The sequence below is a fragment of the Streptomyces luteoverticillatus genome, assembly GCF_003970715.1.
GTDB lineage: Bacteria > Actinomycetota > Actinomycetes > Streptomycetales > Streptomycetaceae > Streptomyces > Streptomyces abikoensis.
In genome coordinates this window covers 341,078-366,750 of the sequence record NZ_CP034587.1, presented here as the reverse complement: position 1 = coordinate 366,750, position 25,673 = coordinate 341,078, and the positions used below count along the sequence as shown (strand labels likewise).

Annotated in this window: 25 protein-coding genes; 14 read left to right on the top strand and 11 right to left on the bottom strand. The window is 73.3% G+C overall.

What is annotated here, in order from left to right:
- Window positions 1-44: 44 nt before the first annotated feature.
- The 3 genes from EKH77_RS01650 to EKH77_RS01640 form a co-directional block, all read right to left on the bottom strand.
- On the bottom strand, window positions 45-773 hold the full coding sequence (locus tag EKH77_RS01650; protein ID WP_126912653.1) for an HAD family hydrolase: 729 nt from the start codon (window positions 771-773) through the stop codon (window positions 45-47).
- A gap of 91 nt (window positions 774-864) precedes the next feature.
- The gene (locus EKH77_RS01645) at window positions 865-1,425 is read right to left on the bottom strand and encodes a DJ-1/PfpI family protein (protein WP_126912652.1); all 561 of its coding nucleotides are present in this window, start codon (window positions 1,423-1,425) and stop codon (window positions 865-867) included.
- 38 nt (window positions 1,426-1,463) lie between these two features.
- Entirely contained in the window at window positions 1,464-2,249 is a 786-nt protein-coding gene (locus EKH77_RS01640; RefSeq protein ID WP_126912651.1) for a cupin domain-containing protein, read from the bottom strand.
- 289 nt (window positions 2,250-2,538) lie between these two features.
- On the opposite strand from EKH77_RS01640, the gene EKH77_RS01635 reads away from it, so the two are divergent.
- From EKH77_RS01635 to EKH77_RS01600, 8 genes are all read left to right on the top strand, one after another.
- Window positions 2,539-3,363, top strand: a complete 825-nt coding sequence (locus EKH77_RS01635; protein WP_126912650.1) for a DJ-1/PfpI family protein — start codon at window positions 2,539-2,541, stop codon at window positions 3,361-3,363.
- Window positions 3,360-4,601 (top strand): ferritin-like domain-containing protein, encoded by a 1,242-nt coding sequence (locus tag EKH77_RS01630; protein WP_206279790.1) that lies wholly within the window; start codon window positions 3,360-3,362, stop codon window positions 4,599-4,601. Before EKH77_RS01635 ends, EKH77_RS01630 begins: the two co-directional genes overlap by 4 nt.
- A gap of 26 nt (window positions 4,602-4,627) precedes the next feature.
- Window positions 4,628-5,359: an SDR family oxidoreductase gene (locus EKH77_RS01625; protein ID WP_126912649.1), complete on the top strand. Its 732-nt coding sequence runs from the start codon at window positions 4,628-4,630 to the stop codon at window positions 5,357-5,359.
- Between the two features lie 121 nt (window positions 5,360-5,480).
- The gene (locus EKH77_RS01620; RefSeq protein ID WP_126912648.1) at window positions 5,481-7,502 is read left to right on the top strand and encodes a M6 family metalloprotease domain-containing protein; all 2,022 of its coding nucleotides are present in this window, start codon (window positions 5,481-5,483) and stop codon (window positions 7,500-7,502) included.
- A gap of 102 nt (window positions 7,503-7,604) precedes the next feature.
- On the top strand, window positions 7,605-8,669 hold the full coding sequence (locus tag EKH77_RS01615; protein WP_126912647.1) for a chitinase: 1,065 nt from the start codon (window positions 7,605-7,607) through the stop codon (window positions 8,667-8,669).
- 429 nt (window positions 8,670-9,098) lie between these two features.
- Entirely contained in the window at window positions 9,099-9,845 is a 747-nt protein-coding gene (uppS, locus tag EKH77_RS01610) for a polyprenyl diphosphate synthase (protein ID WP_126912646.1), read from the top strand.
- A gap of 46 nt (window positions 9,846-9,891) precedes the next feature.
- Window positions 9,892-10,479, top strand: a complete 588-nt coding sequence (locus EKH77_RS01605) for a GNAT family N-acetyltransferase (protein WP_126912645.1) — start codon at window positions 9,892-9,894, stop codon at window positions 10,477-10,479.
- 9 nt (window positions 10,480-10,488) lie between these two features.
- Window positions 10,489-11,700, top strand: coding sequence for a cytochrome P450 (locus EKH77_RS01600; RefSeq protein WP_126912644.1), 1,212 nt, complete (start codon window positions 10,489-10,491; stop codon window positions 11,698-11,700).
- 15 nt (window positions 11,701-11,715) lie between these two features.
- On the opposite strand, the gene EKH77_RS01595 is transcribed toward EKH77_RS01600, so the two are convergent.
- Together EKH77_RS01595 and EKH77_RS01590 are read right to left on the bottom strand one after the other, a co-directional pair.
- The gene (locus tag EKH77_RS01595) at window positions 11,716-11,931 is read right to left on the bottom strand and encodes a ferredoxin (protein WP_126912643.1); all 216 of its coding nucleotides are present in this window, start codon (window positions 11,929-11,931) and stop codon (window positions 11,716-11,718) included.
- A gap of 5 nt (window positions 11,932-11,936) precedes the next feature.
- The gene (locus EKH77_RS01590) at window positions 11,937-13,127 is read right to left on the bottom strand and encodes a cytochrome P450 (RefSeq protein WP_126912642.1); all 1,191 of its coding nucleotides are present in this window, start codon (window positions 13,125-13,127) and stop codon (window positions 11,937-11,939) included.
- Between the two features lie 134 nt (window positions 13,128-13,261).
- On the opposite strand from EKH77_RS01590, the gene EKH77_RS01585 reads away from it, so the two are divergent.
- Together EKH77_RS01585 and EKH77_RS01580 are read left to right on the top strand one after the other, a co-directional pair.
- The gene (locus EKH77_RS01585; protein WP_126912641.1) at window positions 13,262-13,837 is read left to right on the top strand and encodes a TetR/AcrR family transcriptional regulator; all 576 of its coding nucleotides are present in this window, start codon (window positions 13,262-13,264) and stop codon (window positions 13,835-13,837) included.
- 94 nt (window positions 13,838-13,931) lie between these two features.
- Window positions 13,932-15,518 (top strand): phytoene desaturase family protein, encoded by a 1,587-nt coding sequence (locus EKH77_RS01580; RefSeq protein WP_126912640.1) that lies wholly within the window; start codon window positions 13,932-13,934, stop codon window positions 15,516-15,518.
- 13 nt (window positions 15,519-15,531) lie between these two features.
- Here EKH77_RS01580 and EKH77_RS01575 read toward each other — a convergent pair whose 3' ends face one another.
- Window positions 15,532-16,650, bottom strand: coding sequence for a serine hydrolase domain-containing protein (locus EKH77_RS01575; RefSeq protein ID WP_126912639.1), 1,119 nt, complete (start codon window positions 16,648-16,650; stop codon window positions 15,532-15,534).
- 120 nt (window positions 16,651-16,770) lie between these two features.
- Window positions 16,771-17,121: a hypothetical protein gene (locus EKH77_RS01570; RefSeq protein ID WP_126912638.1), complete on the bottom strand. Its 351-nt coding sequence runs from the start codon at window positions 17,119-17,121 to the stop codon at window positions 16,771-16,773.
- 166 nt (window positions 17,122-17,287) lie between these two features.
- Between EKH77_RS01570 and EKH77_RS01565 the strand changes: the two genes are divergently transcribed.
- On the top strand, window positions 17,288-18,154 hold the full coding sequence (locus EKH77_RS01565; RefSeq protein ID WP_126912637.1) for an ATP-grasp domain-containing protein: 867 nt from the start codon (window positions 17,288-17,290) through the stop codon (window positions 18,152-18,154).
- A 10-nt stretch (window positions 18,155-18,164) separates the two neighbouring features.
- Here EKH77_RS01565 and EKH77_RS01560 read toward each other — a convergent pair whose 3' ends face one another.
- Both EKH77_RS01560 and EKH77_RS01555 read right to left on the bottom strand, forming a co-directional pair.
- Complete coding sequence (locus EKH77_RS01560) at window positions 18,165-19,037, bottom strand: class II glutamine amidotransferase (RefSeq protein ID WP_126912636.1); 873 nt, start codon at window positions 19,035-19,037, stop codon at window positions 18,165-18,167.
- A 109-nt stretch (window positions 19,038-19,146) separates the two neighbouring features.
- The gene (locus EKH77_RS01555; RefSeq protein ID WP_126912635.1) at window positions 19,147-20,451 is read right to left on the bottom strand and encodes a CAP domain-containing protein; all 1,305 of its coding nucleotides are present in this window, start codon (window positions 20,449-20,451) and stop codon (window positions 19,147-19,149) included.
- 500 nt (window positions 20,452-20,951) lie between these two features.
- Here EKH77_RS01555 and EKH77_RS01550 point away from each other — a divergent pair, with 500 nt between their 5' ends.
- On the top strand, window positions 20,952-22,565 hold the full coding sequence (locus tag EKH77_RS01550) for an APC family permease (protein ID WP_430980968.1): 1,614 nt from the start codon (window positions 20,952-20,954) through the stop codon (window positions 22,563-22,565).
- A gap of 78 nt (window positions 22,566-22,643) precedes the next feature.
- Here EKH77_RS01550 and EKH77_RS01545 read toward each other — a convergent pair whose 3' ends face one another.
- The gene (locus EKH77_RS01545; RefSeq protein WP_126912634.1) at window positions 22,644-23,480 is read right to left on the bottom strand and encodes an SAM-dependent methyltransferase; all 837 of its coding nucleotides are present in this window, start codon (window positions 23,478-23,480) and stop codon (window positions 22,644-22,646) included.
- 96 nt (window positions 23,481-23,576) lie between these two features.
- Window positions 23,577-24,620: a hypothetical protein gene (locus tag EKH77_RS01540; RefSeq protein ID WP_126912633.1), complete on the bottom strand. Its 1,044-nt coding sequence runs from the start codon at window positions 24,618-24,620 to the stop codon at window positions 23,577-23,579.
- An 80-nt stretch (window positions 24,621-24,700) separates the two neighbouring features.
- Between EKH77_RS01540 and EKH77_RS01535 the strand changes: the two genes are divergently transcribed.
- Window positions 24,701-25,141: a MarR family winged helix-turn-helix transcriptional regulator gene (locus tag EKH77_RS01535; RefSeq protein WP_240667173.1), complete on the top strand. Its 441-nt coding sequence runs from the start codon at window positions 24,701-24,703 to the stop codon at window positions 25,139-25,141.
- Between the two features lie 147 nt (window positions 25,142-25,288).
- Window positions 25,289-25,639, top strand: a complete 351-nt coding sequence (locus tag EKH77_RS01530) for a peptidase inhibitor family I36 protein (RefSeq protein WP_126912632.1) — start codon at window positions 25,289-25,291, stop codon at window positions 25,637-25,639.
- The last annotated feature ends 34 nt before the right edge of the window (window positions 25,640-25,673 follow it).

Sequence of the window (25,673 nt, the reverse complement as noted above, 5' to 3'; positions counted from 1 at the left end):
AGCGGTCTTCCTCTCACTCGTGTTTCCGATGGCCGTGTCGGGCATCATGCCGAAAGTCCGGCCAGTTCCGGCAGATAGAGACGGGCCACGCGCCGCCGCAGCGACTTCCGTACGTCGTCGGCGGTGTGGTAGCCCCAATAGGCCCACAGGGCGCGGGCGCCGGTGTCCCGCACCTGGAGGGCGTTGCGCAGGTTGTCGTCGACGAACGTGGCGTGCTCGGGCCGCAGCCCGTCCTCGGCCACCAGCTCCAGCACGGCGGCGCGCTTGTCGGCGCACTCGCCGACCACCGACACCACCGCGCCGCCGAGTCCGTGGTGGGCGAGGATCTCCCGCACGGACGTCTCGTCCTTCGCGGTGACGATGCTGACGCGCCCCGCGTGCCGCTCCAGCAGGCCGCGGACGCCGGGATAGAGCCGGTGCATCCCCAGCCACTCGGCGCGGTGCCGGCGGCGCAGCTCGGCCCGGAGCGCGGTGGCCCCCGCGACCAGCCGCTCCCGCCGCTCGTCCGGAATGGCCGAGAAAAGGGCGTCGAACTCCTCCTGGCCCCCGAGGCGTTCGCTGCGGGGGTCGAGGGCCACCATGAAGTGGTCCAGCAGCCGGGAGTGCCAGCGCACGGCCCGGAAGCGATCGAGGAACGCCGGGGCGAGCCCGGCGGCCAGCTCGGCCGGGGACTTCGCGGCGGTGGCCGCGGCGGCGTCCCCGGCGTGGCGGGTGACGACCGCGCACTCCTCGAAGGCGTCGCAGACGACGCCGTCGAAGTCGAGTATCAGCATGGCTGTGCTCCTTCGTGGGCGCGCGGGGACGGGCGGGGGTTCTGGGACGGAACGGCTCGCCCGTCCCCGCGCCTGCGGTGGGCCCGCACGCTCAGGGCGCCACCGGCTCGGGGGTCGCCGTACGCTCGCGTACGGTCTCGAACACGGCCTGCATGAAGCGGCCGACGTAGCCGTAGTAGGAGCAGGTGACGATGTGGCCGTCCACCACCACGTCCCCGTCCACGACATGGGCGCCCGCGTTGACGACGTCGTCCCGCAGCCCGATGTAGGCGCAGGCCCTGCGGCCCCTCAGCACCCCGGCGCTGACCATGATCCACGGGCCGTGGCAGAGCCCCGCGACGACCTTCCCCGCGGCGTCCATGCCCCGGACGAAGTCCAGCACCCGCGCGTCCTGGCGCACCCGGTCCGGGGCCTCGTGGCCACCGGTGAGGATGACCGCGTCGTACCCGGCCACGTCCAGCTGGTCGAAGGAGACGAGCGGCTTGGCGGTCTTGTCCATCGGCAGCGGCACCCCGTACTTGCCGGTGACCTCGCCGCCGTCCCGGGTGGCGACGTCCGCGTGCCAGCCCTCCTCCAGGAGGCGGTAGTAGGTGTAGACGACGTCGTGGTCCTGGAATCCCGGACCGGTGACGATCACCGCGCGGTGGGTCATGACGGATCCTTTCTTCTGTGCGTTGACGACTCGTGCGTTCATGACGTGGTGGCGAGCGCGAGGCTCAGGTAGTACTCGTCGACGGCCGGCCGCCGGCTGTCGCCGCGGGCCGCCACGAGGATCCCCAGCTCCCCGGTGACCACCCCGGTCAGTCCCAGCGGGACGTGGAAGAGGTCCTCCGGGCGGGGCCGGTAGAAGATGTCCATGCCCGCCCGGATCTCGAAGCGGAAGCCGCCGCAGGGCGAGCGGTCGCGCATCCGGGCCTCGGGCAGATAGGGCACCGGGCGGACGGGCAGCTCCGCGAGCCGCCGGTGCTCGGACTCGTAACCGCTGTTCTCCCGGCTGTAGCCGTCGCGCAGCCGGATCAGGTCGAACTTGTTGCGGGGCGCCTCGACCTCGACCAGGAACAGCGGGCCGGGGCCCAGCGAGCGCGTGGAGTGGAACGCCCCGCCGCCGATCCTCAGCAGCGTGCCGGTCTCCACCGGATATTCCGCCGAGAGCGTCTTCGCCACGCCCTGCCCGCCCAGGCAGAGCAGATAGGTCAGCTTGCGCGGATGGACGTGCAGCGAGGTGGCGTGCCCCTCCTCGATCCGCAGATTCCAGATGTCGATGAAGTCGTCGACGTACACCCGGTATTCCAGGCCCCAGGGCTTGGGTATGACCTCGTCCAGATGATGGTCGGCGTCCAGCCGCTCGTTTCCGACGCGGCTTCCGTTGCGCACCACTTCGCGGAGCACCGCGAAGTCGCGCGGGCCCGGGTCTATCCGCACCACGAGGTTTTCCCCGACGGTCGCGGGTATGACGTCATTGCTCGTTCCGGGCATTGCTCCCCCTGTCGCGTGCAATTCCTCCGGCCGCCGGGAAACCGTCCCGAACCCCCATGTCCGGCGGGCCGACGCACTGACGCTATACCGTCCGGGAAGGCGGGCCAAATAGCTCTCCATGCACCCCCGATAAGGAATCCTTTCGTCCGGAATCCCCGATACGGATTCCCTCATTTCCTCTTATGGGCGACCTCGGTTCGGTTATTTGCCGGGGAGTCCTGGGCGCTGATTCACTCTCCTGCGTTCACCGCGCGCATTGCCGCGCGAACGAATCCGAGGGGGAATCGCCATGACGACGGTGACACGGGAGACGGCGGAGGGGACACGTCCGGGCACGAGCGGCGTCGTCCGCTCCATCGCGGTGCTCGGCTACGAGAAGTGCAGCGAGCAGGACACCATCACCCCGCTGGAGATCTTCAAGGGCGCCGCCATGGTGTCCTCCGGCGGCATCGCGCCCTGGCAGCGCGAGGCCGCGCCCCGGGAGCTGGACGTCCGCCTGGTGGGGCTGACGCCGGGCGTGGTGACCATGCAGATGGGCACCCAGGTGGTCGCGGACTCCGTGCTCGACCCGGACGAGCTCTTCGACATCCTCTACGTGCCCGGCGGCGTCGGCTCCGGGGAGCTCACCTCCGACGAGCGAGTACTGGAACTGATCCGCCGTCACCACCAGGCGGGCCGGGTCGTGGCCGCCAACTGCTCCGGCGTCGGCGTGCTCGCCCGCGCCGGCGTCCTGGACGACTCGCCCGTCACCTGCGTCGCCGCCGTCGCGCGCGGACTGCGGGCCGAGGGCTTCAACGTGCCCGTCGGCCGCCGGATGTGGATCGGCAACCCCGACACCGGGATCTGGACGGCGACCGGCTCGTACGGGGTGCACGGCGGCGCCGTCGCCATGGTGGCCCACTACCTGGGCCGGGAGACCGGCACGATCGTGTCGATGATGTTCGACACCCTCAGCGGGCTGGGCGACGTCATCTTCGAGGAGGTCGGCCCGGAGTTCTACCAGCACCCCGAGCTCGAGCAGTCCTTCCAGGACTACTTCCAGGACATGCTGCTGCCCCGCGTCACCGACGAGCCGTCCGCCGACGCCCTGCCCGGCCGCGAGGGACGCCGGTGAGCCCGCGCTCGGTCGTCACCCACGCCGGGCCGCCCGCGCCCGCCGCCCGCACCGGGCCGGGCATCCGTGTCACGCCCCCCGCCCTGCGGGACCTGGACTGGATCCGGGGCGCCCTCCAGACGGCGGTGGCCCTCGAACACGCCACCATGCCGCTGTACTCGGCCGCCATGTACTCCCTGGAGGTGCAGAACTACCCCTCCTACAACACCATCCGCAGCGTCCTGATGGAGGAGATGGTCCACATGGCCATCGCCGCCAACCTGCTCGCCGCGCTCGGCGGCTCACCGGACATCAAGGGCCTCCGGCCCCGCTACCCGGCACCGGGCGGCGGCCTGCCCGGCGGCGTGATGCCCGGTCTCACCCCCGTCCTCGCCCGGCTCTCCGCCCGCCAGCTGGACGACTTCCTGCGGATCGAGGCCCCCGCCCGCCTCCTCTCCGAACGCGAGCGGCGCTCCGCCTACCCCACCATCGGCCACTTCTACGACGCCCTGCGCCAGGCCGTCACCGCCAACGCGGACCGGGTGCGCCGGGCCGTACGGGCCGGGGGACCGGCCAACCAGGTCGGCGGCAACCTCGGTTACCCCACCTTCGCCCCGGACGACCCCGCCGACCCCGTCGAACGGTTCCTCCACGGCATCGACATCATCACCCACCAGGGAGAGGGCGAGCACGAGCGCACCATCGAGGCGGGCGGCACCTACCAGCACGAGGGCTCGCACTACGCCCGGTTCGCCGAGCTCCGCCACCGGCGCCGCTACCGCGCCCCCGACCCGCCGCGGCCGCTCACCCGGGACACCGAGGCGGACTTCTTCCGGGGCGAGGAGATCCCCTGGCCGGTCGTCATCAACACCCTCGCCGTCCCGGCCGACGGCTACGCGGCCGTCCTCGCCGAGGACCCGGACGGTCCGGCGGCCCGCAAGGAACTGGACGCCTTCGACGCCGCGTACACCGCGATGATGACGGCCCTGGACCGCGCGTGGAACGGGCCCGCCGAGACCTGGTGGCCGTCCCTGGGCGCCGCGGTGGAGCGGATGAACGACATGCGGGTGCTGTCCTGCTTCAACGTCATGCGGCAGCCTGTCCCGGAAGCGGTGGTGGAGCGCCTGGAGGTCCTCTACCCGCGCGAGTACAAGCTGCTGGCGGACCGCACCGATCTCGGCCGGCCGGTCTTCTACGGACCCAGGTTTCAGAACAACGCCGCCCAGAACAACGCCGCCCGTAACAACTCTCCCTTTTGACAACGGAGTCGAGTGAGAATGCGGTCATGACCGACACCACCGCACCGAACGGGGACCAGGGCCCCGTCACGCTGATCACCGGCGGCTCGACCGGCATCGGCGCCGCCACCGTGCTCCGGCTGCTCAAGGCCGGCCACCGGGTCGCGGCCACCGGCAGGGAGGCGGCCAAGCTCGCCGCGCTCGCCGGGCGGGCGGCCGCCGGGGAGCGGCTGCTCACCCTGCCCGGCGACGCCACCGACCCCGGGACCGTCGCCTCGGCCGTCGCGGCGACGGCCGAGCGGTTCGGCGGGCTCGACCACGCCGTCGCCAACGCCGGGTTCTCCACCCACGACACCATCGCCGACGGCGACCCGGCGGGCTGGCGGGACATGGTGCTCGCCAACGTCCTGGGCCCGGCGCTGCTGGTGAACGCCGCCCTGCCGGCCCTGCGCGCCAGCCGCGGGCGGATCGTCCTCATCGGCAGCGTCGCCGGGGTGAAGAACACCCCGGGCAATATGTACTCCGTCACCAAATGGGCCGTGCACGCCCTCGCGGAGAACACCCGGATGCAGGTCACCGCGGACGGCGTCGGCGTCAGCCTGATCGCCCCCGGCAGGGTCGACACGCCCTTCTGGGACAGCCGCCCCGACGGCACCCGCCCGCCCGGACCGGCCCTCTCGGCCGAGTCCATCGCGGAATGCGTCGCCTGGGTGCTCTCCCAGCCCGAGGGAACGGACGTCAACCAGGTCCTGGTGCGTCCCCTGGGCCAGCCCCTCTGACGCCACGCGGGCGCTCTGGCGTCACTCTTCTCTCCGCTCTACCTTTTGACGGCGATGGGCACATCCCATCGAACGGCTTGCCATCTCCTCGTCCGAGGACGACAGACAAGAGGTAAGTCCCGTGTTCCCTCGCCGTAGTCACCACCGCCGCTTACGGCGCCTGGGCATCGTCGCCGCGCTCCTCGGTGCCCTGGCCGTCGTGGCCCCCGGAGCCGCCCGGGCGACCCCCGACGCGACCACCCGGGCGAGAACGCCCCTCGTCCAGCCGATCGACCCCCAGCACTGGCGCAACCCCGACGACATGACCTGGGCCGAATACCGCGCCGTCCCCGGCACCCACTGGGCCGACCCCGGCGTCAAACCCACCCGGCGCACCTTCAAGGGCGCCCTCGTCCTCCTCGACTACCCCGACGAGGAGTTCGCCGTCACCCGGCCCGCCGGGTCCGACGTCTTCGGCAACCCCCAGCCCACCGCCGCCGGCATCCCGCGCGAGCAAGTGCCCCGCTTCTACCAGGACTTCCTCAACAAACCCGGGACGCTCAACCACGGCCACACCATCAACGAGTACTGGATGGAGGACTCCGGCGGCCGCCTCGGCGTCGACCTCACGTCCTTCGGCGTCTACCGGATGCCCGGCAAGTCCCACCAGTACGGCATCGACTCCGGCATGAACCCCGGCGCCTGCCCCTCCGGCGACACCTGCGACAAGGACATCCGCGCCGACGCCAGGAGCGCCTGGGTGGCCGACGTCGGCGCCGACCGGGCGGACGGGTTCGACTTCGTCTTCTACCTCGGCGCCGGCGAGGACGAGTCCGCCACCTGGCAGGAGTTCGGCCAGATGAGGTTCGCCGGGCCCCAGGACGTACCGGCCGCCTGGGGGCCGCCGTCCCCCGCCCCCGGCGGGGGCAACGCCGCCCGGACCCGCTACGTGCCCTGGACGTCCTGGCGGGCGGCCGCCCGCTTGTGGCCCAACGCCGAGAACGGCTCCTCCACCCAGACCGAGAGCTCCGGCATGGCCACCTTCGCCCATGAACTCAGCCACATCCTGGGCATCGGCGACAACTACAACAACCCCTACGGCACCCCGCTGAGCCGCGCCTACACCGGCATCTGGGGCATGCTCTCCCGGGGCACCTTCAATGGCCCCGGCGGACCGCACACCCGCTGGCGGATACCCGCGACCGGCGGCGGCTCGATGGGCGCCCAGCACGTCCTGCGCGACAAGCTCAAGCTCGGCATCGTCGACGAGAAGAACGTGCTGCGCCTCGACCGCGACGCCCTCAAGGACTCCGGCCCCGTCGTCGCCCGCGTCACAGCGCGCTCCGCGCCGCCCGGCGAGAAGGGGCTCGCGGGCGTCAACATCACCATGGGCCGCGATCTGTCCCCGGCCTGCGACCGCGCCACCGACCCGCTGTGCGACGGCGGCGGTTACGAGAACTACACCGTCGAGGTCGTCGACCGCATGGGCATGGACTCCTTCACCCCGGACAGCGGAGTGCTCCTCACCAAGACCAAGAACGCCGACCGCGCGCCCTTCGCCTGGGTGGTCGACGCCCACCCCGAGGACATCGGCATGGTGGACTTCACCCGCCCCGACGGCACCCAGCAGAAGATCACCATGGGGGACTACCGCCAGCTCAGCGACGCCCTCTTCCACGCGGGCGCCGACTCGGGCAGCTCCTACGAGTACGTCGACCGGGCCAACCGGCTGCACTTCTACATCGTCGACGTCCGGCGCGACGCCTCCGGTGTCCTCTCCTACACCGTCGGCGTCAGGTCCCTGGACGGCTCCGGGGCGCGGGCGCGCGGTGTGGCCCTCGGCCGGGGCGCGGTGAAGGGCAGGCCGGCCGGCGGCCGGGCGATGTGCACGTTCGCGCTGGCCAACACCGGCCGGGCCGCGCCCCAGGACGATCCGTCCCGCGCCTCCGACGTCTACCGGCTGTCGGCCACGGCCTCCGGACGCGGCTGGACCGCCTGGCTCCCCAACCGGCTCGCCACCGCGGCCCCGGGCGAGCGGATCCCCATCGACGTCGCCGCGAGCGCGGCGGCGGGCGCCGACCGCGACGGCAGGATCACCCTGACCGCGCGCTCGGAGAGCGACCCGGGCAGAACGGCGACGGCCACCTGCTCGCTCAGGAAGTAGGGAGCTTGGTCCAGACCTATTGACGTCGGTTCCGGGCTCTCCTACCGTGCGGTCGACCCCACCGCACCAGTCTCCAGGCCCCCACAGCCGTCGGAGGTGGACATGTCGCGCGCGCTGTTCCGGAGAGCCCGACTGCTGGGCGCCTGCACGGTCCTGGCCCTCGCACTGCACGCGCCGGTCGCGGCCGCCGCGACCGGCGCCACGCGCGAGGACACGTGCCCCCTCAAGCCGAGACCCGCGGGGAAGGTGCTCCAGGGGTACTGGGAGAACTGGGACGGCGCCGCCAACGGCGTCCACCCGCCCTTCGGCTGGACCCCCGTCGACGACCCCCGCCTCCCCGCCCACGGCTACAACGTGCTCAACGCCGCGTTCCCCGTCATCCACCCGGACGGCACCGCCCTGTGGGAGGACGGGATGGACGCGACCGTCAAGGTCCCCACCCCGGCCGAGATGTGCCGGGCCAAGGCCGCCGGACAGACGGTCCTGCTGTCCATCGGCGGCGCGGCGGCGGGCATCGACCTGAGCTCAAGTGCCGTCGCCGACCGGTTCGTCGAGACGATCGTCCCCATCCTCAAGGGCTACGACTTCGACGGCATCGACATCGACATCGAGACCGGCCTCGTCGGCAGCGGCGACATCACCCGGCTCTCGCCCTCCCAGGCCAATCTGATCCGGATCATCGACGGCGTGCTCGCCCGGATGCCCCAGGGATTCGGCCTCACCATGGCGCCGGAGACGGCCTACGTCACCGGAGGGAGCGTCACCTACGGCTCGATCTGGGGCGCGTACCTGCCGATCGTCAAGAAGTACGCCGACAACGGCCGTCTTTGGTGGCTCAATATGCAGTACTACAACGGCAGTATGTACGGCTGCTCCGGCGACTCCTACGCGGCCGGGACGGTCGAGGGATTCACCGCCCAGACCGACTGCCTGAACAGCGGGCTCGTCGTCCAGGGCGCCACCGTCACGGTGCCGTACGACAAACAGGTCCCCGGGCTCCCCGCCCAGCCGGGCGCGGGCGGCGGCCATATGCCCCCGGACCTCGTGGCCCGCGCGTGGAACACCTACGGCGGCGCCCTCAAGGGCCTGATGACCTGGTCGGCCAACTGGGACGGGGCACGGAACTGGACCTTCGGCGACAACGTCAAGGCTCTGCAAGGCCGTTGAGGAGACAACGGGAATCGGCCCGGCACCTGCCTCCGGCGATCCGCCTACGGAATATGCCGCCCGCCTCGTGGCCGAAGGTGTCGTAGAGCCGTAGCCCGGGCGAACAAAGTTGCCGAGGTTGAGCCAGCCGCCTCACGGAAAGTGTGTGACCGTGGCTCACATTCATCACCATCGCGATGGTCGGCCGATCACGGCGTACGAGGCGCGGAGCGCGGGCGCGCGGAGCGAGGAGCCCGACGCCACCCGTCGCCGGTGGTAGCTGTGCGCCGCTGAGGCGCGTGAGCCCCCCGAGAGGGTGATTGCCCTCCGGGGCTCAGAGGTGTGAGGTGTGACGGTCCCCGATCCACCCCCGAGACAGGCCCTGCGTACGTTCCCGGACCGGGCCGGCCCCCGCCGGCGGGACCCGGGTGAGCGGCAAGGAGGCACCGCATGTCAGGAGTGGTCAGTACGAGCCCCGCCGTGGCCCGGCCGGCCACGGCCCGGCCGATACCCCAGCACGTGGGCATCATCATGGACGGCAACCGGCGCTGGGCCCGGGCCCGGGGGCTCGACGCCGTCGAGGGCTACCGGGAAGGCGCGCGCCGGCTCCGCGAGGTGTGCGAGTGGGCCGAGCAGGCCGGGCTCACCGCGCTGACTTTATGGGGGCTGTCGACCGACAACCTGAAGCGGTCCGACCAGGAACTGTCAGGCCTGCTTCCGCTGATCGGCGAGACCATCGAGGAGCTGGCCGCCCTCCGGCGCTGGCCCGTCAACCCCATCGGCGACCTCATGGCCCTGCCGGCCGATCTGCGGGTCGCCATGGAACGGGCCCGCGACGCCAGCCACCGGGCGCCCGGCATGACCGTGAACGTCGCGGTCGCCTACGACGGCCGCCGGGAGATCGCCCACGCCGTACGGCAGATCCTGTGCGCCGGCACCATGCCGCCCGCCGACGCCGACGACCCGGCGGGCAACTGGCAGCACCTGATCGCCGAACACCTCTACACCCGCAACCAGCCCGATCCCGACCTGATCATCCGGACCTCGGGGGAGCAGCGGCTCTCCGGCTTCCTGCTCTGGCAGACCGCCGCCTCCGAGTTCTACTTCTGCGACGTCCCCTGGCCCTCCTTCACCCGTGACGACTTCGACCTGGCCCTGGACTCGTACGCGTCGCGGCACCGGCGCTACGGCTTGTGAACACCCCGCCTCCCACCGGCGAAAGGAGATCGACTACAACACAGGGATGACCTTTGCCACGCGGACCCTCGCCCCGACGACCCTCACCGCCGGGGGCCTGCTCCTGCGGCCCCTCCGGGAGAGCGACGAGCCCGCCGTCGCCGAAGCGCTGCGCGACGCGGACATCCTCCGCTGGGCGGCCGGCCTCGCCACCGTCCAGGCGCCCGTCCACGAGCGCGCGGCCGTGTGGCTGGGGCCGCGCGCGGCCGGGTGGGCCACCGGGGACGCCTACTTCGCCATCACCGACGGGACGACGGGGGAGTTCCACGGGGCGCTGAGCGTCCGTGAGATCAACCGGCTGCCGGACCAGGCGGTCGTCGGCTACTGGGTCACGCCGCGCTCCCGGGGCCGGGGCGCGGCCCGGACCGCCCTGGACGCGGCGGCCCGCTGGGCCCTCGCCGCCCCCGAGGACGGCGGGCTCGGCGTGCACCGGATCGCGCTCGACCACGTGCTGGCCAACGTCGCCTCGTGCCGGGTGGCCGCCGCCGCCGGCTTCCGCCTGGAGGGGGTGATGCGGGACTACTTCAAGGAACCCTCCGGGCGGCGCCACGACGCCCATCTGCACGCCCGGCTGGCGACCGACCGCCCCGAGTAGCATCCGCACATGGATGCGAGCGCCGATTTCGCCCCGTGGTCCCCCCGGTTCGTGGCCGACCCCTACCCCGGATTCGCGGCCCTGCGCGCGGCCGGGCCCGTCCACTGGTTCGAGCCCAGCCGGCAGTGGCTGGTGCCCCGGCACGTCGACGTCTCGGCGCTGCTGCGCGACCGGCGGCTGGGGCGCACCTACCTCCACCGGTTCGGCCACGAGGAGTTCGGGCGGACGCCGCCGCCCCCCGAGCACGAGCCCTTCCACACCCTCAACGACCAGGGCCTGCTGGACCTGGAACCACCCGACCACACCAGGATCCGGCGCCTGGTGTCACAGGCCTTCACCCCGCGCACCGTCGAACGGCTCGCCCCCGTCGTCCGGCGGCTGGCCCGCGAACTGGTCGACGGCCTCCTCGCCGACGGCGGCGGCGATCTGATGACGGCCCTGGCCGAGCCCCTGCCGGTGGCCGTCATCGCCGAGATGCTCGGGATCCCCGCCGCCGACCGGGGCCTGCTGCGCCCCTGGTCGGCGGACATCTGCGGGATGTACGAGCTGAACCCCGGCGAGGAGGCGGCGCGGCGCGCGGTACGGGCCTCGACCGAGTTCTCCGCCTATCTGAGGTCACTGATCGCCGCCCGCCGCGCCGATCCCGGCGACGACCTGATCAGCGCGCTGATCGTCGCCCACGACGAGGGGGACCGGCTGACGGAGCAGGAGATGGTCTCCACCTGCGTCCTGCTCCTCAACGCCGGTCACGAGGCCACCGTCAACACCACCGGCAACGGCTGGTGGGCCCTCTTCCGCCACCCGGAACAGCTCGCCGCCCTGCGCGCCGACCAGGGGCTGCTGCCGGGGGCGATCGAGGAGCTGATGCGCTACGACACACCGCTCCAGCTCTTCGAACGCTGGGTGCTCGACGACATCGAGATCGGTGGCACCCTCATCCCGCGCGGCAGCGAGGTGGCCCTGCTCCTCGGCTCCGCCAACCACGACCCGGACCGGTTCCCCGCGCCGGAGCGGCTGGACCTCGCCCGCGCCGACAACCCCCACCTCAGCTTCGGCGCGGGCATCCACTACTGCCTGGGCGCGCCGCTCGCCCGCCTCGAACTCGCGGCGTCCTTCGGCGAGCTGCTGCGGCGGGCGCCGGGCCTGCGACCGGTGGCGGAGCCGGAGTGGAAGCCGGGCTTCGTCATCCGGGGGCTGCGGGAGCTGCTCGTGGAGTGCTGAGCCACCGGCCCCGGCTCAGTCGCCGGGGCCGATCACCCGTCCGTCCTCGACGACGGTGATGGCCCCCGCCGGGCAGGAGTCCGCCGCGTCGACGAGCGCCTCGTCCGGCTCGCACTCGCCGTCCGGCCCGTGCGAGCGCTCGCCGTCCATCGTGAACAGCTCCGGCGCCAGGGCCGTACAGATCCCCGAGCCCATGCACCGGCCGCGGTCCACCGTCACCCGCCAGGCCATCGCCGTCACCACCCCACCGGCATCGAACGCGGCCCCCGGACCAGCATCTCCGTCTTCCACACGACATCCCCGGCGAGGCGGACGCCGGGCAGCCGCAGGGCCAGGGCCCGCAGCGCCTCCTGGAGCTCCAGACGGGCCAGGGGCGCGCCCAGACAGTGGTGGACGCCGTGGCCGAAGCCCAGGTGCTGGTTTCCCTCCCGGCCCAGGTCGAGGCGGTCGGGGGAGTCGAACCGCCGCGCGTCGCGGTTGGCGGAGCCGACGGCCACCAGGACCGGCTCGCCCGCCCGCACCAGCGTGCCGCCCACCTCGACGTCCTCGGTGGCGTAGCGGGCGAAGCCCGCGGCCATGCCCAGCGGGACGAAGCGCATCAGCTCCTCGACCGCGGCCGGGATCCGCTCCGGGTCCTCGCCCAGCCGCGCCAGCTCACCGGGATGCTCCAGGAGCGTCAGCAGGAAGTTGGGGATCTGGGTGGCGGTCGTCTCGTGGCCGGCGACGAGAATGCCCACGCACAGGTCGACCAGCTCCAGTTCGGAGAGCCGGCCGGTGCCGTCCCGCGCCTCGATGAGCGCCGTCATCAGGTCGTCGGCGGGCCGGGCGCGGTGCTCGGCGACCAGCCCGGCCATATAGGCCCGCAGCTCCTCCCGGCTCTTCTCCCACTCCTCGGCGGTGAGCGAGCTGGTGGACAGGGCGTCGTCGCTCCACTTGCGGAAGAGCGGCCGGTCCTCCTCGGGCACGCCGAGCATCCGGCAGATCACGGCGACCGGGAGCGGCAGCGCGAAGTCCTCCACCAGGTCGGCGGGCGGGCCCGCCGCGACCATGCCGTCCACCAGGCCCTCGGCCAGGGCGCGGATGCCCGGCCGCAGCCGTTCGACCCGCTGCACGGTGAACGCCTTGGTCACCAGGGTGCGCAGCCGGGTGTGGTCGGGCGGGTCCATGGAGAGGAGGCCGGCGTCGGTCCGGCCCTCCGACTGGCGGGGCGCGTCGTGCTCCTGGGCGGCGGCCCGGCTGAACCGGCGGTCGCCCAGGACGAGCCGGGCGTCCGCGTAACGGGTCGCGAGCCAGGCCGGCTCGCCGTAGGGCAACCGCACCCGCAGCAGCCCCTCTTCGTGCCGAGCGCGCTCGTAGGCCGTGGACAGGGCGAGCTCCTCGGCGTTGTTGAAGGGATAGACGACAGGTTCGTCGTGGGAGGTGGACATGAGACCCCTCTTCGCGATGTAAGCGTCTGCTTACAAAAACGTAGGGCGAGGTGGGTAGCGCGTCAACGGTGCCTTCGGACAGGGTTGTCGCACCCGCCGGGGGGACACCGGGCGGTCTCGTGGGGAGGAGCGGAATGACCGACGGCAAACCCGTACGGCGGCGGCACGCCGACACGACCCGGCAGGCGCTGATCGACGCCGCGGCCGGGCTGTTCGCCGAGCGGGGGTACGACCGGACGACCGTCCGCGCGATCGCCGACCGCGCCGGCGTCAACCAGGCCCTGCTCTTCCGGTACTTCGGCTCCAAGACCGCCCTCTTCGGCGAGGTGATGGCCAACGACGGGCGCAGACGGCTGCGCGAGACCCCGCCGGAACGGCTGCTGGAATCGGCCCTGCGCGGACTGCTCGACCCCGCCGGCGACGCCCCCCAGGGCGACCGTTCCCTGGAGGTCTTCCTGCGCTCCGCCGGGGGCGAGGACGAGGTGGCGGACACCAGCCGGCGCCTGAGCGAGGAGTACGCCCGGACGCTGGCCCGGCTCACCGGCGAGGAGGACGCCGAGCTGCGCGCGGCCCTCGTCCTCGCCTGGCTCCTCGGCATCGGCCTCACCCGGCTCGTCGTACGCCAGGAGCCGCTGGCCGGCGCCGACCCGGAACGGGTGTGCCGGCTGATGCTCGACGCCTCCCGGACCCTGCTGGAAGGGCTGGCCTGAACGGGAACGGGCCGCGCCGCGTAGACGCGGCTCCCGTCCCGTCTCAGCCCTTTGCGTACTTCACCCGGGCGAAACCCGCGTGCCACCATCCACCATGCGGCGTTACGACGTGGTGGTGGTCGGCAGCGGCCACAACGCCCTGGTCACGGCGGCATACCTGGCCCGGGCGGGCCGGGGCGTCGTCGTCCTCGAGGGAAACGACCGGCCCGGCGGGCTCGTACGCACCGAAGAGCTCACCGTCCCCGGCTTTCTCCACGACACCTACTCCTCCGCGCACCCCCTGTTCACCACCGGCCCCGCCTACGCCGAACTCGGCCCGGAGCTCACCGCCCTCGGCCTCACCTACCGCAACTCCCGTTACTGCGTGGGCGTGTCGATGCCCGGCGCGCGGACGGCCGTGCTCTCGACGGACCCTGAGGAGAACGTGGCCGAGGCCGAGCGCCTCGCCCCCGGCGACGGCGCCGCCCTGACCGCCCTCCTCCAGGACTTCCAGCCCCACGCCGGGCCGGTGTTCGGCCTGTTCGCGGCCGAGCTCGCGAGCCCCGCGTCCGCCCGCGTCATCCACGACCTGACGCACGACGACGGGCACTACTCGACCTTCGCCCAGCAGTTCCTGCGCACCGCCCGGGACCTGCTGGAGCACACCTTCGCCTCACCGGTCGCCCATGGACTGCTCGCACCGTGGGCCCTCCACCTGGGCCGCAGCCCCGACGAGGTCAACAGCTCCTTCTGGACCGTCATGGTGCTCCTCGCCGTCACCTCCGCCGGCATGCCCACCCCCGAGGGCGGCAGCGAACGGCTCACCCGCGCCCTCGCCGCGCTCACCGAACGGCACGGCGGCCGCGTCGAGACCGGGCGGTGGGTGGAGCGGATCCTGGTCCGCGACGGCCGCGCCGTGGGCGTCCGCACGACCGACGGCGAGGTCGTGCGCGCCGACCGGGCCGTCGTCGCCTCCGTCAACCCCGACCAGCTCTACCTCGAACTGCTCGCCCACGAGGACGGCGTCGTCCCGCCCCTCATCCGGCGGCAGGCGGCCGACTACCGCTACGGGCGCGGCTGTGTACAGATCCACCTCGCCCTCTCCGCACCGCCCCGGTTCACCGACGAACGCCTCGCCAGGACCGGCCAGTCCCACCTCACCGGCGGCCTCGACGCCCTCTCCCGCTCGGTCAACGAGGCCACCCGCGGCCTTCTCCCGGCGGAACCCACCATCTCCATCGACACCCCCGCCGCGGCGGACCCCACCCGCTGCCCACCGGGCGCGGCCGTGGCCCGGCTGCAACTCCTCGACGTCCCGCTGCGCCTACGCGGCGACGCGGCGGGCGAGATCGACACGACGGACGGCTGGACCGACGACGTCAAGAACGCCTTCGCGGACCGCGTCCTCGAACTCGCCGCCCGCCACGCCCCCAACCTGCCCGGCGCCGTACTCGGCCGCCACGTCATCGCACCGCCCGACCTGGCCCGCTTCAACCCCAACTGCGGCCCCGGCGACCCCTACGGCGGCAGCCACGAACTCGCCCAGAGCTACCTCCTGCGCCCCCTGCCGGGCCGGCCCTCGCACCGGACCGTCGTCCCCAACCTCTTCATGGTCGGCGCCGCCACCTGGCCCGGCCACGGCGTCAACGGCGCCTCCGGCTACATCGTCGCCAAGGAACTGACCGGACCCGAGCAGGGATGAACCCGTCCCCGCCTCAGCCGCACAGGGCGGCGTCGGTGAGCTTCCGCACGGCCGCGTACACGGGCGAGTCGTCGGGCAGGGGGTACGCCGCGGTCGTCACCGACACGACCGCCCGCCGGGAGCGGTCCGGGGTGGTGAGGGCCAGCGTGTAGTAGCCGTGGATCTCCCCGGTGTGGCTCCAGGCCGTCACCCCGCAGGAGTTGGGCACCCGGAAGATCCCCAGGCCGTAGGGGACGGGGTCCCCGTCGCGGGGGAGGAGTTCGGCGAGCTGTCGCGCGGGCAGCAGCCGCCCGCCGGTGAGCGCGGTGAGGAAACGGTCGAGGTCGGCGTCGCTGGAGATCATCGACCCGGACGCGTCGGCCACGGTCGGGTTGAGCTCGGTGATGTCGACGGGCCCGGCGGCGGGGGAGACCCGTTCGTAGCCGTGCGCGTGCGGGCCCGGGACGCGCGTGACGTCCCCCGGCACGCCGGTCGCCCGCAGCCCCAGCGGACGGATGACGCGCCCGGTCACCTCCGCCCCCCAGGGCCGGCCCGTCACGGCCTCGATGAGCAGGCCCGCGACGACGTAGTTGACGTTGGTGTACCTCCAGTCCGTTCCGGGTGCGAACACCAGCGGCCTGTCGGCGATCCGGCGCACCAGCTCCCGGGCGTCGTAGTGGTCGAAACGGTGCCGCACGAAGTCGGCGCCTTTGGGGATGGTGGACACGTAATCGGCCAGCCCGCTGGAGTGGTGCAGCAGCATGCGCACGGTGATGGCGTCCTTGTCGGCGGGCAGCAGATCGGGAAGATAACGCCGCACCGGCTCGTCCAGCCCCACCTTCCCCTCGGCGACCAGCTGGAGCAGCACCGTCGCCACGAACGTCTTGGTGACGCTGCCGATCCGGTACCGCCCCTCGAACGGCACCGGCCGCCGCCCGCCCAGCGTGGCCGAACCCGCGCGCAGCCGCACCGTCCGGCTGTGCTCGGTCACCAGGACCCGCGCCCCCACGGCGTCACCGCCGGCCACCACGCCGTCCAGAGCCTTCCGTAAGGCCATGTCGGACGACCCGGCGGCGGCCGCGGGCACCCCCACCCCCACCGCCAGCGCCGCAGCCGTCACAGCGGCGGCGAGCATCCTGAACGTACGGCGCATCACATCTCCTGCACATCTGCCGGGTGTTCCGTCACCCACGACGGTAGGAAACCGGCGGCCGCCGTCCCATCCGGCCCGCACCCCTCACAGGGGTGTCGCCAGGCCCCCTACGGCAGGTGGCTACTCATGAACCTGAACACACGCGTGCCCGTGCGCCGCGAAGCCGCCCTCGTCGAGCTTCCGCCAGCCGTCGACGCAGATCCACGTACGGTCCGGGACCTTCCGGCCCAGCGCCATCCCGTACAGCTGCCCGGGCCGCCAGTGCCGCAACGCGCTCTTGCCGTCCAGGCCGCCGCCGTACATGTGGAACAGCCCGACGAAGTCGGCGTTCGGCGCGGGCGTGGCCGACGCCCGCAACACGTACCGGCCGTTCGCGTCCACCGTGAGGCACGACTGGCCCCCGCACGACGTCGCCGCGAAGGCCGTCGGCCCGCCGGCGAGGAACAGGGCCAGGGCCCCCACCGTGCTCACCCCCGCGCGCAAGGCCCAACGCGTCCTCGTCGCCCACCACTTCATCGCTGCTCCGCCCTTCGGTCGTCGGTGTGCGACGAGCCTGCCAGCACACCCGGCCCCGGCCTCCCGCACGCTCGCACCGACCGCCGATATCACCCGAACGGAGACCCCCTACGGTGGGGCGATGACCGACTCCCTGCTGCTCTGCGCCGACCCGCTCCGCCCCGCCCGCAGCGACCCGCACTTCGCCGCGCAGGCCGCCGCCCACGACGCCGGCGCGACGGTGGCGCTGCTCGACCACGACGCGCTGCTCGCGGGCCGGGCCGAGGAGGCCGTACGGCGCGTACCCCGGGGCGTCGGACCGCTGTGGTACCGGGGCTGGATGATCCCCGCCACCGCCTACGCCGGGCTCGAGGCCGCGCTCGCCGCCCGCGGCGCCCTCCTGCGCACCGGCGCCGGGCACTACCGCGCCGCCCACGAGCTGCCCGGCTGGTACGGGGTGTTCACGGCGGTGACACCGGCGAGCACCTGGCTGCCCTGCGCGCCCTTCCGGGCACCGGGGCCGGCGGCGCTCGCGGAGGCGGCGGCACGCCTCCCGAAGGGCCCCGGCATCGTCAAGGACTTCGTGAAGTCCCGCAAGCACGACTGGGAGGAGGCATGCCACGTGCCCGACCTCGCCGACACGGCGGCGCTCCACGCCGTGGTGTCCCGGTTCGTGGAGCTCCAGGAGGACTCCCTGGCCGGAGGCGTCGTCCTGCGCGCCTTCGAGGAGCTGCGCCGGGAGGAGGGCGAGGCACGGGTGTGGTGGCTCGACGGGCGCCCGCTGCTCACCACCGCCCACCCCGACACCCCCGGCCTGACGCCCGAGCCCGGCCTGGACGACGTCGCGCCGCTGGTGGCCCGGCTCGGGTGCCGGTTCGTCACCACCGACCTCGCCCGGCGCGCCGACGGCGCCTGGCGGGTGATCGAGGTCGGCGACGGCCAGGTCGGCGACCTGCCCGCCGGGACCGACCCCTCGGCCCTGCTCGGCCCACTGCTGAACGCGGGGTGAGCTCCCCGGCTCAGCGCGCCTTCTGCGAGCGCGCCGCCTCGGGGCGCAGATCGCCGAGGGCCAGCCGGTGGCGGGGCGGCCCGGGCAGGACGACCCGGCCGGTGGCGGCGAGGTCCGGCCCGACATGGAGGAGTTCACCGCTCTCCAGCGGCCGCCAGCCGGGGTTGTCGTCCATGGCCTCGGAGGCGACGACGACCGCCGGGGCCTCGCTCAGGTCGTGCGAGTGGACGCGCAGTCGCCCGCCGGTGCCGCTGTGGTCCAGGTGCCGGCTGCCGTGGTGGCCGCCCGCCGCGCGCTCCAGCACGAACAGTTCGTGGGTGTCGGGATAGCGCAGCGCCCATAGCTCGTCCCGCGTGGTGAGGACGAGGTTGAGGGAGTAGACGGGCAGCTCGTCGGCGATCCACCGGGCGGCTCTTACGATGCCCGCAGTGACGTCGCCGCCGTGCGCGGCGATCTCACGGGTGATCAGGGCGAAGAACCGCTCCGAGTCGGTGTCGCCGCGCACCGTGGCCCGGGCCGCCGGGCCCAGGTGGGCGTCGAGCGCGTCGAGGCCCTCGATGACGCCGTTGTGGGCGAACAGCCGCCCGTCCTGCTCGAACGGATGGGTGTTGCGCGTCTCCAGCCGCCCGGTCGAGGCGAAGCGGATGTGGGCGAGGAACGTCGCCGACTCCACCGTCCGGGCCTCCTCGGCGAAGGCCCGGTCCGCGTAGGCGGCCACGGGCGCCTTGTGCACCTGCGGCACCCCCGCGGCGTCGAAGAAGCCCAGGCCCGTCCCGTCGGGGTCGCGACGGCTCTGGACGCTGAGGCTGTCGGGCGCGTCCAGCAGCCAGAACGTGGCCCGGGCACGGAGCGGAGTGCTGCTCATGCCGAACAGACGGCACATGGGCCCGTCTCCTCTCCTGCGTCGACCCCGTCGATCCCGTCGCGTTCAGCATCGGCGCGCCGCGCGCACGCCGACAGTCGGTATCCGGCTGCGTTCCGCCCCGCCCGGCTCAGGTCATGCCGAAGAGCTGCGTCCAGTACGTGCCGGCCGGGCCGCCGCCCGCGTAGCCCACGCCGAGGTGGGTGAACCCGGGCTTGAGGATGTTCGCGCGGTGGCCGGGGCTGTCCATCCAGCCGCGGACGACCTCGGCCGGGGAGCGCTGCCCGCACGCGATGTTCTCGCCGATGCCCCGGTGGCGCGCCCCGGCGGCCGCCGCCCGGTCCCAGGGCTCGGTGCCCTCGGGGGAGGTGTGGGAGTAGAAGCCGCGCGCGGCCATGTCCGTGCTGTACGCCTGGGCCGCCGCGGCCAGCCGGGCGTCGGCGGCCAGCGGCGGCAGACCGGCGGCGGCCCGTTCCGCGTTGGTGAGCGCCAGGACCTCCGCCACCGTGCGCGCCAGGCTCCCGTCGGTCAGCGGCTCGGCCCACAGCGCCGTCCAGTACATGTCGCCCGAGGCCGCGACGGCGTGGGCGATGCCCACGTGGGTGAAGGCCGGGTCGTGCGCCGGATGGCCGTCCCGCGCCCGGCCCTCGGCGAGGCAGTAGTCCAGGAACGCGTCGACGGTACGCGGCCCGGACACCAGGTGCTCCGCCACCCGTGCGTACGCGTAGCCCCCGGCGGTGACCCGCTGGAAGACCGAGCACCCGTCAGGGCCCGTGGCGTCCAGGCGCCGCTGGGCGGCCATGGCCTCCGCGTGCGCCCGGGCCGCCGCCACGAGACGGGCGTCCGAGGTCAGCGGGGGAGCGCCGACGCGCCGGCGAACGGCGTTGACCAGCGCGGTCGTGGCCGGGTCGGCGTCGGGTACCGGGCCGCCGGGGCCGCCGTCCGGCTCCGCGCCGTCCTCCGTCACCTCGATGCCGAAGTCGCGGACCAGGCCCGCCAGCCCGTCCGCGTACCCCTGGCCGAGCGCGCGCAGCTTCCACCGCGGCCCGCGCCGGTAGAGCTCGGCGAGCAGCAGCACCGTCTCGTGGACCGGCCGCGCGGGCGCGAACCGGGCGAGCGCGCCCAGGCCGTCGGCGTCGACGCACAGGACGGGCGCGGGCAGCCCGCCGAGCCCGGCACCGGGCTCGGCGGGCGTGACGACCACGGTGACCCGGGTCGCGCCGGCCCGCAGCCGCCGCGGATCCACCGTGAGGCCGCCGGGCGCGAGACGGGCGCCGGGGACGGCGGGCTGGTTGTAGAAGACGAAGTCGCCGTCGCCGGAGACCTTTCCGTCGTCCCCGGTGATCAGCGCCGAGATGTCGAACGGGCCGGGCACCCGGACCGACACCGGGCCGTCCGGCAGCGGAAGGTTCCCTCCGGAAGTCAGGTCGCGCACCTGGTCCGCCCTGGGTGAAGGAGACGGGCTGCCACCCGCCCCGGATCGAGGTATGTGCCGGAGGAACGCCCGGCCGACGACGGGGGTTCCCGGCGTCCGCGCGAGCCGGGCGGGCGGCGCGATTGGAGGTGTTACTCCTGGTTGGCGTAGTATGACCGGCGTCGCTATTGCGTCCTCGGCCATCTCGTCGTCAGCGAGCCCGGACCGTTCCCGAACCGCTTCGGGGGCAGCCCCAGGGCTCGTCGCGTCGTACCCGGTGTCCGTTCCCGGGGCCGATTTCGGCGAAGCCCAACAGGCCGGTACGCGGTGTCGGCGACTGATCCCCGTTCAGTTCGACAGGCGTCGCCGTCCATCGGCGCGAGCCGGTGGGACGGCCCCGGCAGCCGAACGCCGAAGAGGCGCATAGGGACTTCCAGTCCTTGTCTCCCGGCAGAACGGAAAAACAGCTCGTGGACATGAGCGCGGCCAACAGGAAAGGCCTCAGCCTTTTCGCCCTGATCATGATAGGCCTGGGGTCGATCTTCGGCTCCGGCTGGCTCTTCGGAGCCGGTCAGGCGGCCCAGGTGGCCGGGCCCGCCGCCCTGGTCGCCTGGGTGATCGGCGCGATCTTCATCGGCATGATCGCCATGACGTACGCCGAGGTGGGCGCCGCCTATCCGCTGCCGGGCGCCATGGCCCGCTTCGGCTCCATCTCCCACGGCCCGGTGCTGGGCTTCATCACCGGCTGGGCCGTGTGGATCGCCACCGCCTCGCTGATACCCATCGAGGCCATCGCGGGCACCCAGTACATGTCCTCCTGGAGCTTCGGCTGGGCCAAGGGACTGGTCGCCGACGGCCACCTCACCGGCACGGGCATCGCGACAGCCCTGTTCCTGACCTTCGCCCTGTGGCTGGCCTGCTACTGGTCGGTCGAGCTGCTGGCGCGCGCCAACAACCTCCTGACCCTGGTCAAGTTCGCCATCCCCGTCCTCGCGGTCGGCGCGCTCATCGCCTCCGGCTTCCACACGGACAACTTCACCGCCCACGGCGGCTTCGCCCCCAACGGCTGGTCGGCCGTCCTCACCGCCGTCACCGCCTCCGGCGTCGTCTTCGCCTTCAACGGCTTCCAGGCCGTCGTCAACCTCGGCGGCAACGCCAAGAACCCCGGCCGCGCCATCCCGCTCGCGCTCGTCGGCGCGCTCTCCCTCGGCCTGGTGATCTACCTGGCCCTCCAGGTCGCCTTCCTCGGCGCCGTCCCCCCGGAGAAGCTCGCCGAGGCCGGCGGCTGGAGCGGCGTCAACTTCGCCTCCCCCTTCGCCGACCTCGCCAAGCTGCTGATGCTCCACTGGGTCGTCACCATGCTCCAGTTCGGCGCCTTCATCTCGCCCAACGGCGCCAACATCGGCAACGTCGCCTCCTCCGCCTACCTGGCGCAGAACCTCGCCGAGACCGGCTTCTTCCCCAAGAAGATCGCCGAGGTCCACCCCCGCTACGGCGTCGCCCGCCCCGCGATGTGGCTCAACCTGGGCTTCTCCGTCCTCCTGCTGCTGACCATCGGCCACAGCTGGGAGGCGCTGGCCAGCGTCGTCTCCGCCGCGATGGTCGTCTCCTACCTCATGGGCCCCATCGCCGTCGGCGTCTTCCGGCAGACCAAGCCCGAGCTGCCCCGCCCCTTCCGGCTCCCGGCGGCCAGGATCCTCTGCCCCATCACCTTCGCCTTCGCGGCCTGCGCCCTGTACTGGTCGAAGTGGCCCAACACCGGCAAGGTCACCGTTCTCACCCTCCTCTCGGTGCCCATCGCCGCGATCGTGCTGCGCCGCCGGGGCGAGAGCGATCTGCGCCGCCAGTTCGCGCCGGCCTGGTGGATGGCCGCGTTCCTGCTGTGGCTCTCGGCGCTGTCGGCGCTGGGCAGTGAGGAGTTCGGCGGTCACGGGGTGATCCCGGGCGGTCTCGACATCGCCCTGGTGGGCGTGTCGGCCGTGGGCTTCTACTTCTGGGCGGTCCGCGCGGGCGTCCAGGCTCACCGCGCCGGGCTGCCGGACCCCGACCCGGTGCTCGACGGCGGGGCCCGGCCCACGCCCGGGACCGAGGACGGGCGGAAGGCCGCCGAGCCCGTGGGGGCCACCGCCGCCTGACGACGGCCGCGCGCCGCTCGGCGTCGTGTCGCACGGTGTCGCGCCGCTCGGCGTCTCGTCGTTTCGGCGGCGCCTCGCTCAGCGGCGCGTCGCGCTGTGGAAGCCGCCCCGGGCCGGACCGGTCCCGGGGCGGCCGTATGTCGCCGACAGTTCCTCGATGGGGTGGGTGGCCACGTCCCAGCCGTGGGCGCCGAGCCAGTCGCCGAGGCCCGGCCCCAGGCCGCCCAGCCAGAGCGGGGCGATGTGCGCCAGCCCCGGTTCGGCGTCGGCCGACGGAAGGTCCCGGCCGCGCTCCAGGGCGAGCCGGTCGCCCGGCCGGGACAGCCCGGCCAGGGCGAGGAGCAGGCCGGTGGCCTGCTCCTCCGTGAGATACACCAGGAGTCCCTCGGCCAGCCAGGCCGTCCGCACGGCCGGGTCGAAACCCGCCTCGACCAGCAGGCCGGGCCACTCGGGCGACAGCAGGTCGGCCGGCACCGCCGTGCGGGCGCAGCGCGCCCGGGCCGCCCGCCCGGCCAGGACGTCCTCCTTGAAGGCCAGCACGGGCGGAAGGTCCAGCTCGAAGAGGCGCACCCCGTCCGGCCAGGGCAGCCGGTGGGCCCGGGTGTCCAGCCCGGCGGCCAGCAGGACCGTCTGACGGCACCCGGCCGCGCTCGCGGCGAGCAGGAAGTCGTCGTAGAAGCGGGTGCGGATCACCGTGTGATGGGCGATGGCGGTGGCGTACGGACCGGGTCGTACGGCCGGCTCGGCGGGGTATCCGGCGGCGGTGAGGAACGTGGCGGCGTAAGGGTCCGTGAAGAGGGCGTCCGGGCGTTCGCTCTCCCGTGCCCGGACCCGGGCGACGGCCAGGGCCGTCCTGCTGACGGGGCTGAACGACGCGGCCCCGGCGGGCCCTGCGGCGGGTTCTGATGTGGTCATGGGGGCAGGATGCCCACCGGCGCGGCCGGGGACCGTGACGAGCGCCCGCGCGCCCGCCGGGTCCGGCGGGCGCGCGGGCGCCAGGGGCGGGGTGGCTCAGACCCCCACGGCCTCCTCCATCTCCTCCTCCGCGGCGTCGGCGGCCGCCGCGGGAGCCACGGGCGCCGCGGGCCGGGCGCGCCGGGCCTCGGTGGCCCAGGCCGCGCCGACGGCCACGACGCCGGCGAGCAGCCACAGCGCCAGCGTCCACACGTGCCCGCCCAGGCCCGCGTGGTCGAAGTAGACGAGGCTGCGTACGCCCTCGACGAACCCGGCGCCGTTCCAGAAGGAGTGCAGCGCGGCGAAGAAGCCGTTCTGGAGCTCGGGGCGGTAGACGCCGCCCGCGCTGGTGAAGTTGAGCATGACGAAGAGGACCATCACGCCCAGCGTCGTCCAGCGCTTGAGGAAGGTGTGGAGGCCGGTGCCGACGAGCAGGACGCCCGCGCAGTAGACCCACGCCATGGCCCACAGCCCTGGCAGGCCCTGGTCGACCAGGTGGAAGACGGGCCCGGCGAAGGCCGCGCCGATCACGCTGACGACGAGCGACATGGCACCGGCGAGCACGATCCGCAGCCGCATCGGCAGCACCGCGCCCGCTCCGCCGATCACGGCGACGGAGGCGTACGAGCCGATGCTCAGCGCGACCAGCAGGAAGAAGATGCCCTGCCCGGTGGGGTCGCCCTCGGCGGGCGGCACCACGTCGGTGACCTTCAGCGGGGCGCCCTGGCGCGCGGCCACGGGCTGGAAGACCTTCTGCACGGCGACGGCTGTGGTGTCCGAGCCGGCCGAGGCGGTCAGCAGCTCGGGGGAGCGCTTGCCCGGCACATACGCGCCGAAGATCTTCTGGTCCTTGAGCTGCCGGACCGCCTCCTCGCGGTCGGCGACGGTCCGTACGGCGAGGCGGTCGCCCGCCTTGTCGCCGATGGTCTGCGCGAGCACCTGGGTGCCGGTGCCGGAACCCACGACCGCGACGGGCAGCCGGTGCGGCTCCGGGTGGGCGAACGCGCCCAGGTAGGCGAGGCCCATGCCGACGCACATCAGCAGGGGGGTGAGCAGGTGGGTCAGCACATGACGCAGCGCGCCGCCGTTGGTGGATCTCATCGACACCCTCAAGATAGTTGGCAAATACAACTCTTCCTTCAAGTTGTACTCTACAACCACATGGCCTGAAAGGAGTCCCCGTGCCCCACCGTGACGAGTCCGTGGAGATCATCCAGCGGGAGCTGACCGCCTTCGCCCGCCGCGCCCGCGCCTCGGCGGCGCGGATGCACCCCGAGCTCTCCCTGGTCTCCTACACCCTGCTCTCCCACCTCGAGGACCAGCGAGGCTGCCGCGCCACCGACCTCGCGGCCCACTACCTCCTGGACAAGTCCACGGTCAGCCGGCAGATCGCCACGCTGGAGCGCCTCGCCCTCGTCGAACGCCGCGTCGACCCCGACGACCAGCGCGTTCAGGTGCTCCATCTCACGGCGGCGGGCCGGGAGACCCTCGCCCAGGTCGCCGCGCGACGCCACGCGGCCTTCCAGGAGCGCCTCGCCGACTGGAACGAGGACGACCTCGCCGGCTTCGCCGCCCAGCTCCTGCGCTACAACGCGGCGCACGACTCGTCCGGGGGCGCGTAGGCGTCGCCGGGAGCGGTCTTCGACGGTGATCGAAGCGCTCGACGGTGCTCACCAAGGGTGCGGATGATGTCGCTGTCGGTGGCGGTGAAGCGGCTGCTTCAGGACACCGCCGCCGCCTTCCGTGACCGTCGCAGAAAAGGACGCACCATGCGAATCGTCTCCGCCGTCACCATGTCCCTCATCGCGCTCATCCTGCCCGCCACCAGCGCCTTCGCCGCCCCGGCCGCCGGCCCACCGGCCTGCCCCAGCGGCTCGGTCTGCTTCTTCAGCGGCTCGGACTACCACGGCTCCAGCTGGGAGTGGACGGCCTCCAGCGGCTACCGCGACATGCCCCCGGCCCTCCACGACAACGTCGGCTCCTTCGTGGCGAGCACCGACGCCTGCTTCATCAACTGGGACCCGAAGGAGACCCGCCAGGTGCACACCGGCGACTGGCGCAGGGCGTACGGGGGCGACTTCGGCGGCCGGATCGACGGGGTCAACGGCGGCAACTGCTGACGCGGTGACCTGCTGAAACGCCTGCGGTGCGAGG

Coding starts and splice junctions, on each gene's coding strand:
- EKH77_RS01650 (WP_126912653.1), bottom strand. CDS start 773: ATGCTGATACTCGACTTCGACGGCGTCGTCTGCGACGCCTTCGAGGAG.
- EKH77_RS01645 (WP_126912652.1), bottom strand. CDS start 1,425: ATGACCCACCGCGCGGTGATCGTCACCGGTCCGGGATTCCAGGACCAC.
- EKH77_RS01640 (WP_126912651.1), bottom strand. CDS start 2,249: ATGCCCGGAACGAGCAATGACGTCATACCCGCGACCGTCGGGGAAAAC.
- EKH77_RS01635 (WP_126912650.1), top strand. CDS start 2,539: ATGACGACGGTGACACGGGAGACGGCGGAGGGGACACGTCCGGGCACG.
- EKH77_RS01625 (WP_126912649.1), top strand. CDS start 4,628: ATGACCGACACCACCGCACCGAACGGGGACCAGGGCCCCGTCACGCTG.
- EKH77_RS01615 (WP_126912647.1), top strand. CDS start 7,605: ATGTCGCGCGCGCTGTTCCGGAGAGCCCGACTGCTGGGCGCCTGCACG.
- uppS (WP_126912646.1), top strand. CDS start 9,099: ATGTCAGGAGTGGTCAGTACGAGCCCCGCCGTGGCCCGGCCGGCCACG.
- EKH77_RS01605 (WP_126912645.1), top strand. CDS start 9,892: ATGACCTTTGCCACGCGGACCCTCGCCCCGACGACCCTCACCGCCGGG.
- EKH77_RS01600 (WP_126912644.1), top strand. CDS start 10,489: ATGGATGCGAGCGCCGATTTCGCCCCGTGGTCCCCCCGGTTCGTGGCC.
- EKH77_RS01595 (WP_126912643.1), bottom strand. CDS start 11,931: ATGGCCTGGCGGGTGACGGTGGACCGCGGCCGGTGCATGGGCTCGGGG.
- EKH77_RS01590 (WP_126912642.1), bottom strand. CDS start 13,127: ATGTCCACCTCCCACGACGAACCTGTCGTCTATCCCTTCAACAACGCC.
- EKH77_RS01585 (WP_126912641.1), top strand. CDS start 13,262: ATGACCGACGGCAAACCCGTACGGCGGCGGCACGCCGACACGACCCGG.
- EKH77_RS01580 (WP_126912640.1), top strand. CDS start 13,932: ATGCGGCGTTACGACGTGGTGGTGGTCGGCAGCGGCCACAACGCCCTG.
- EKH77_RS01575 (WP_126912639.1), bottom strand. CDS start 16,650: ATGCGCCGTACGTTCAGGATGCTCGCCGCCGCTGTGACGGCTGCGGCG.
- EKH77_RS01565 (WP_126912637.1), top strand. CDS start 17,288: ATGACCGACTCCCTGCTGCTCTGCGCCGACCCGCTCCGCCCCGCCCGC.
- EKH77_RS01560 (WP_126912636.1), bottom strand. CDS start 19,037: ATGTGCCGTCTGTTCGGCATGAGCAGCACTCCGCTCCGTGCCCGGGCC.
- EKH77_RS01550 (WP_430980968.1), top strand. CDS start 20,952: ATGATAGGCCTGGGGTCGATCTTCGGCTCCGGCTGGCTCTTCGGAGCC.
- EKH77_RS01545 (WP_126912634.1), bottom strand. CDS start 23,480: ATGACCACATCAGAACCCGCCGCAGGGCCCGCCGGGGCCGCGTCGTTC.
- EKH77_RS01540 (WP_126912633.1), bottom strand. CDS start 24,620: ATGAGATCCACCAACGGCGGCGCGCTGCGTCATGTGCTGACCCACCTG.
- EKH77_RS01530 (WP_126912632.1), top strand. CDS start 25,289: ATGCGAATCGTCTCCGCCGTCACCATGTCCCTCATCGCGCTCATCCTG.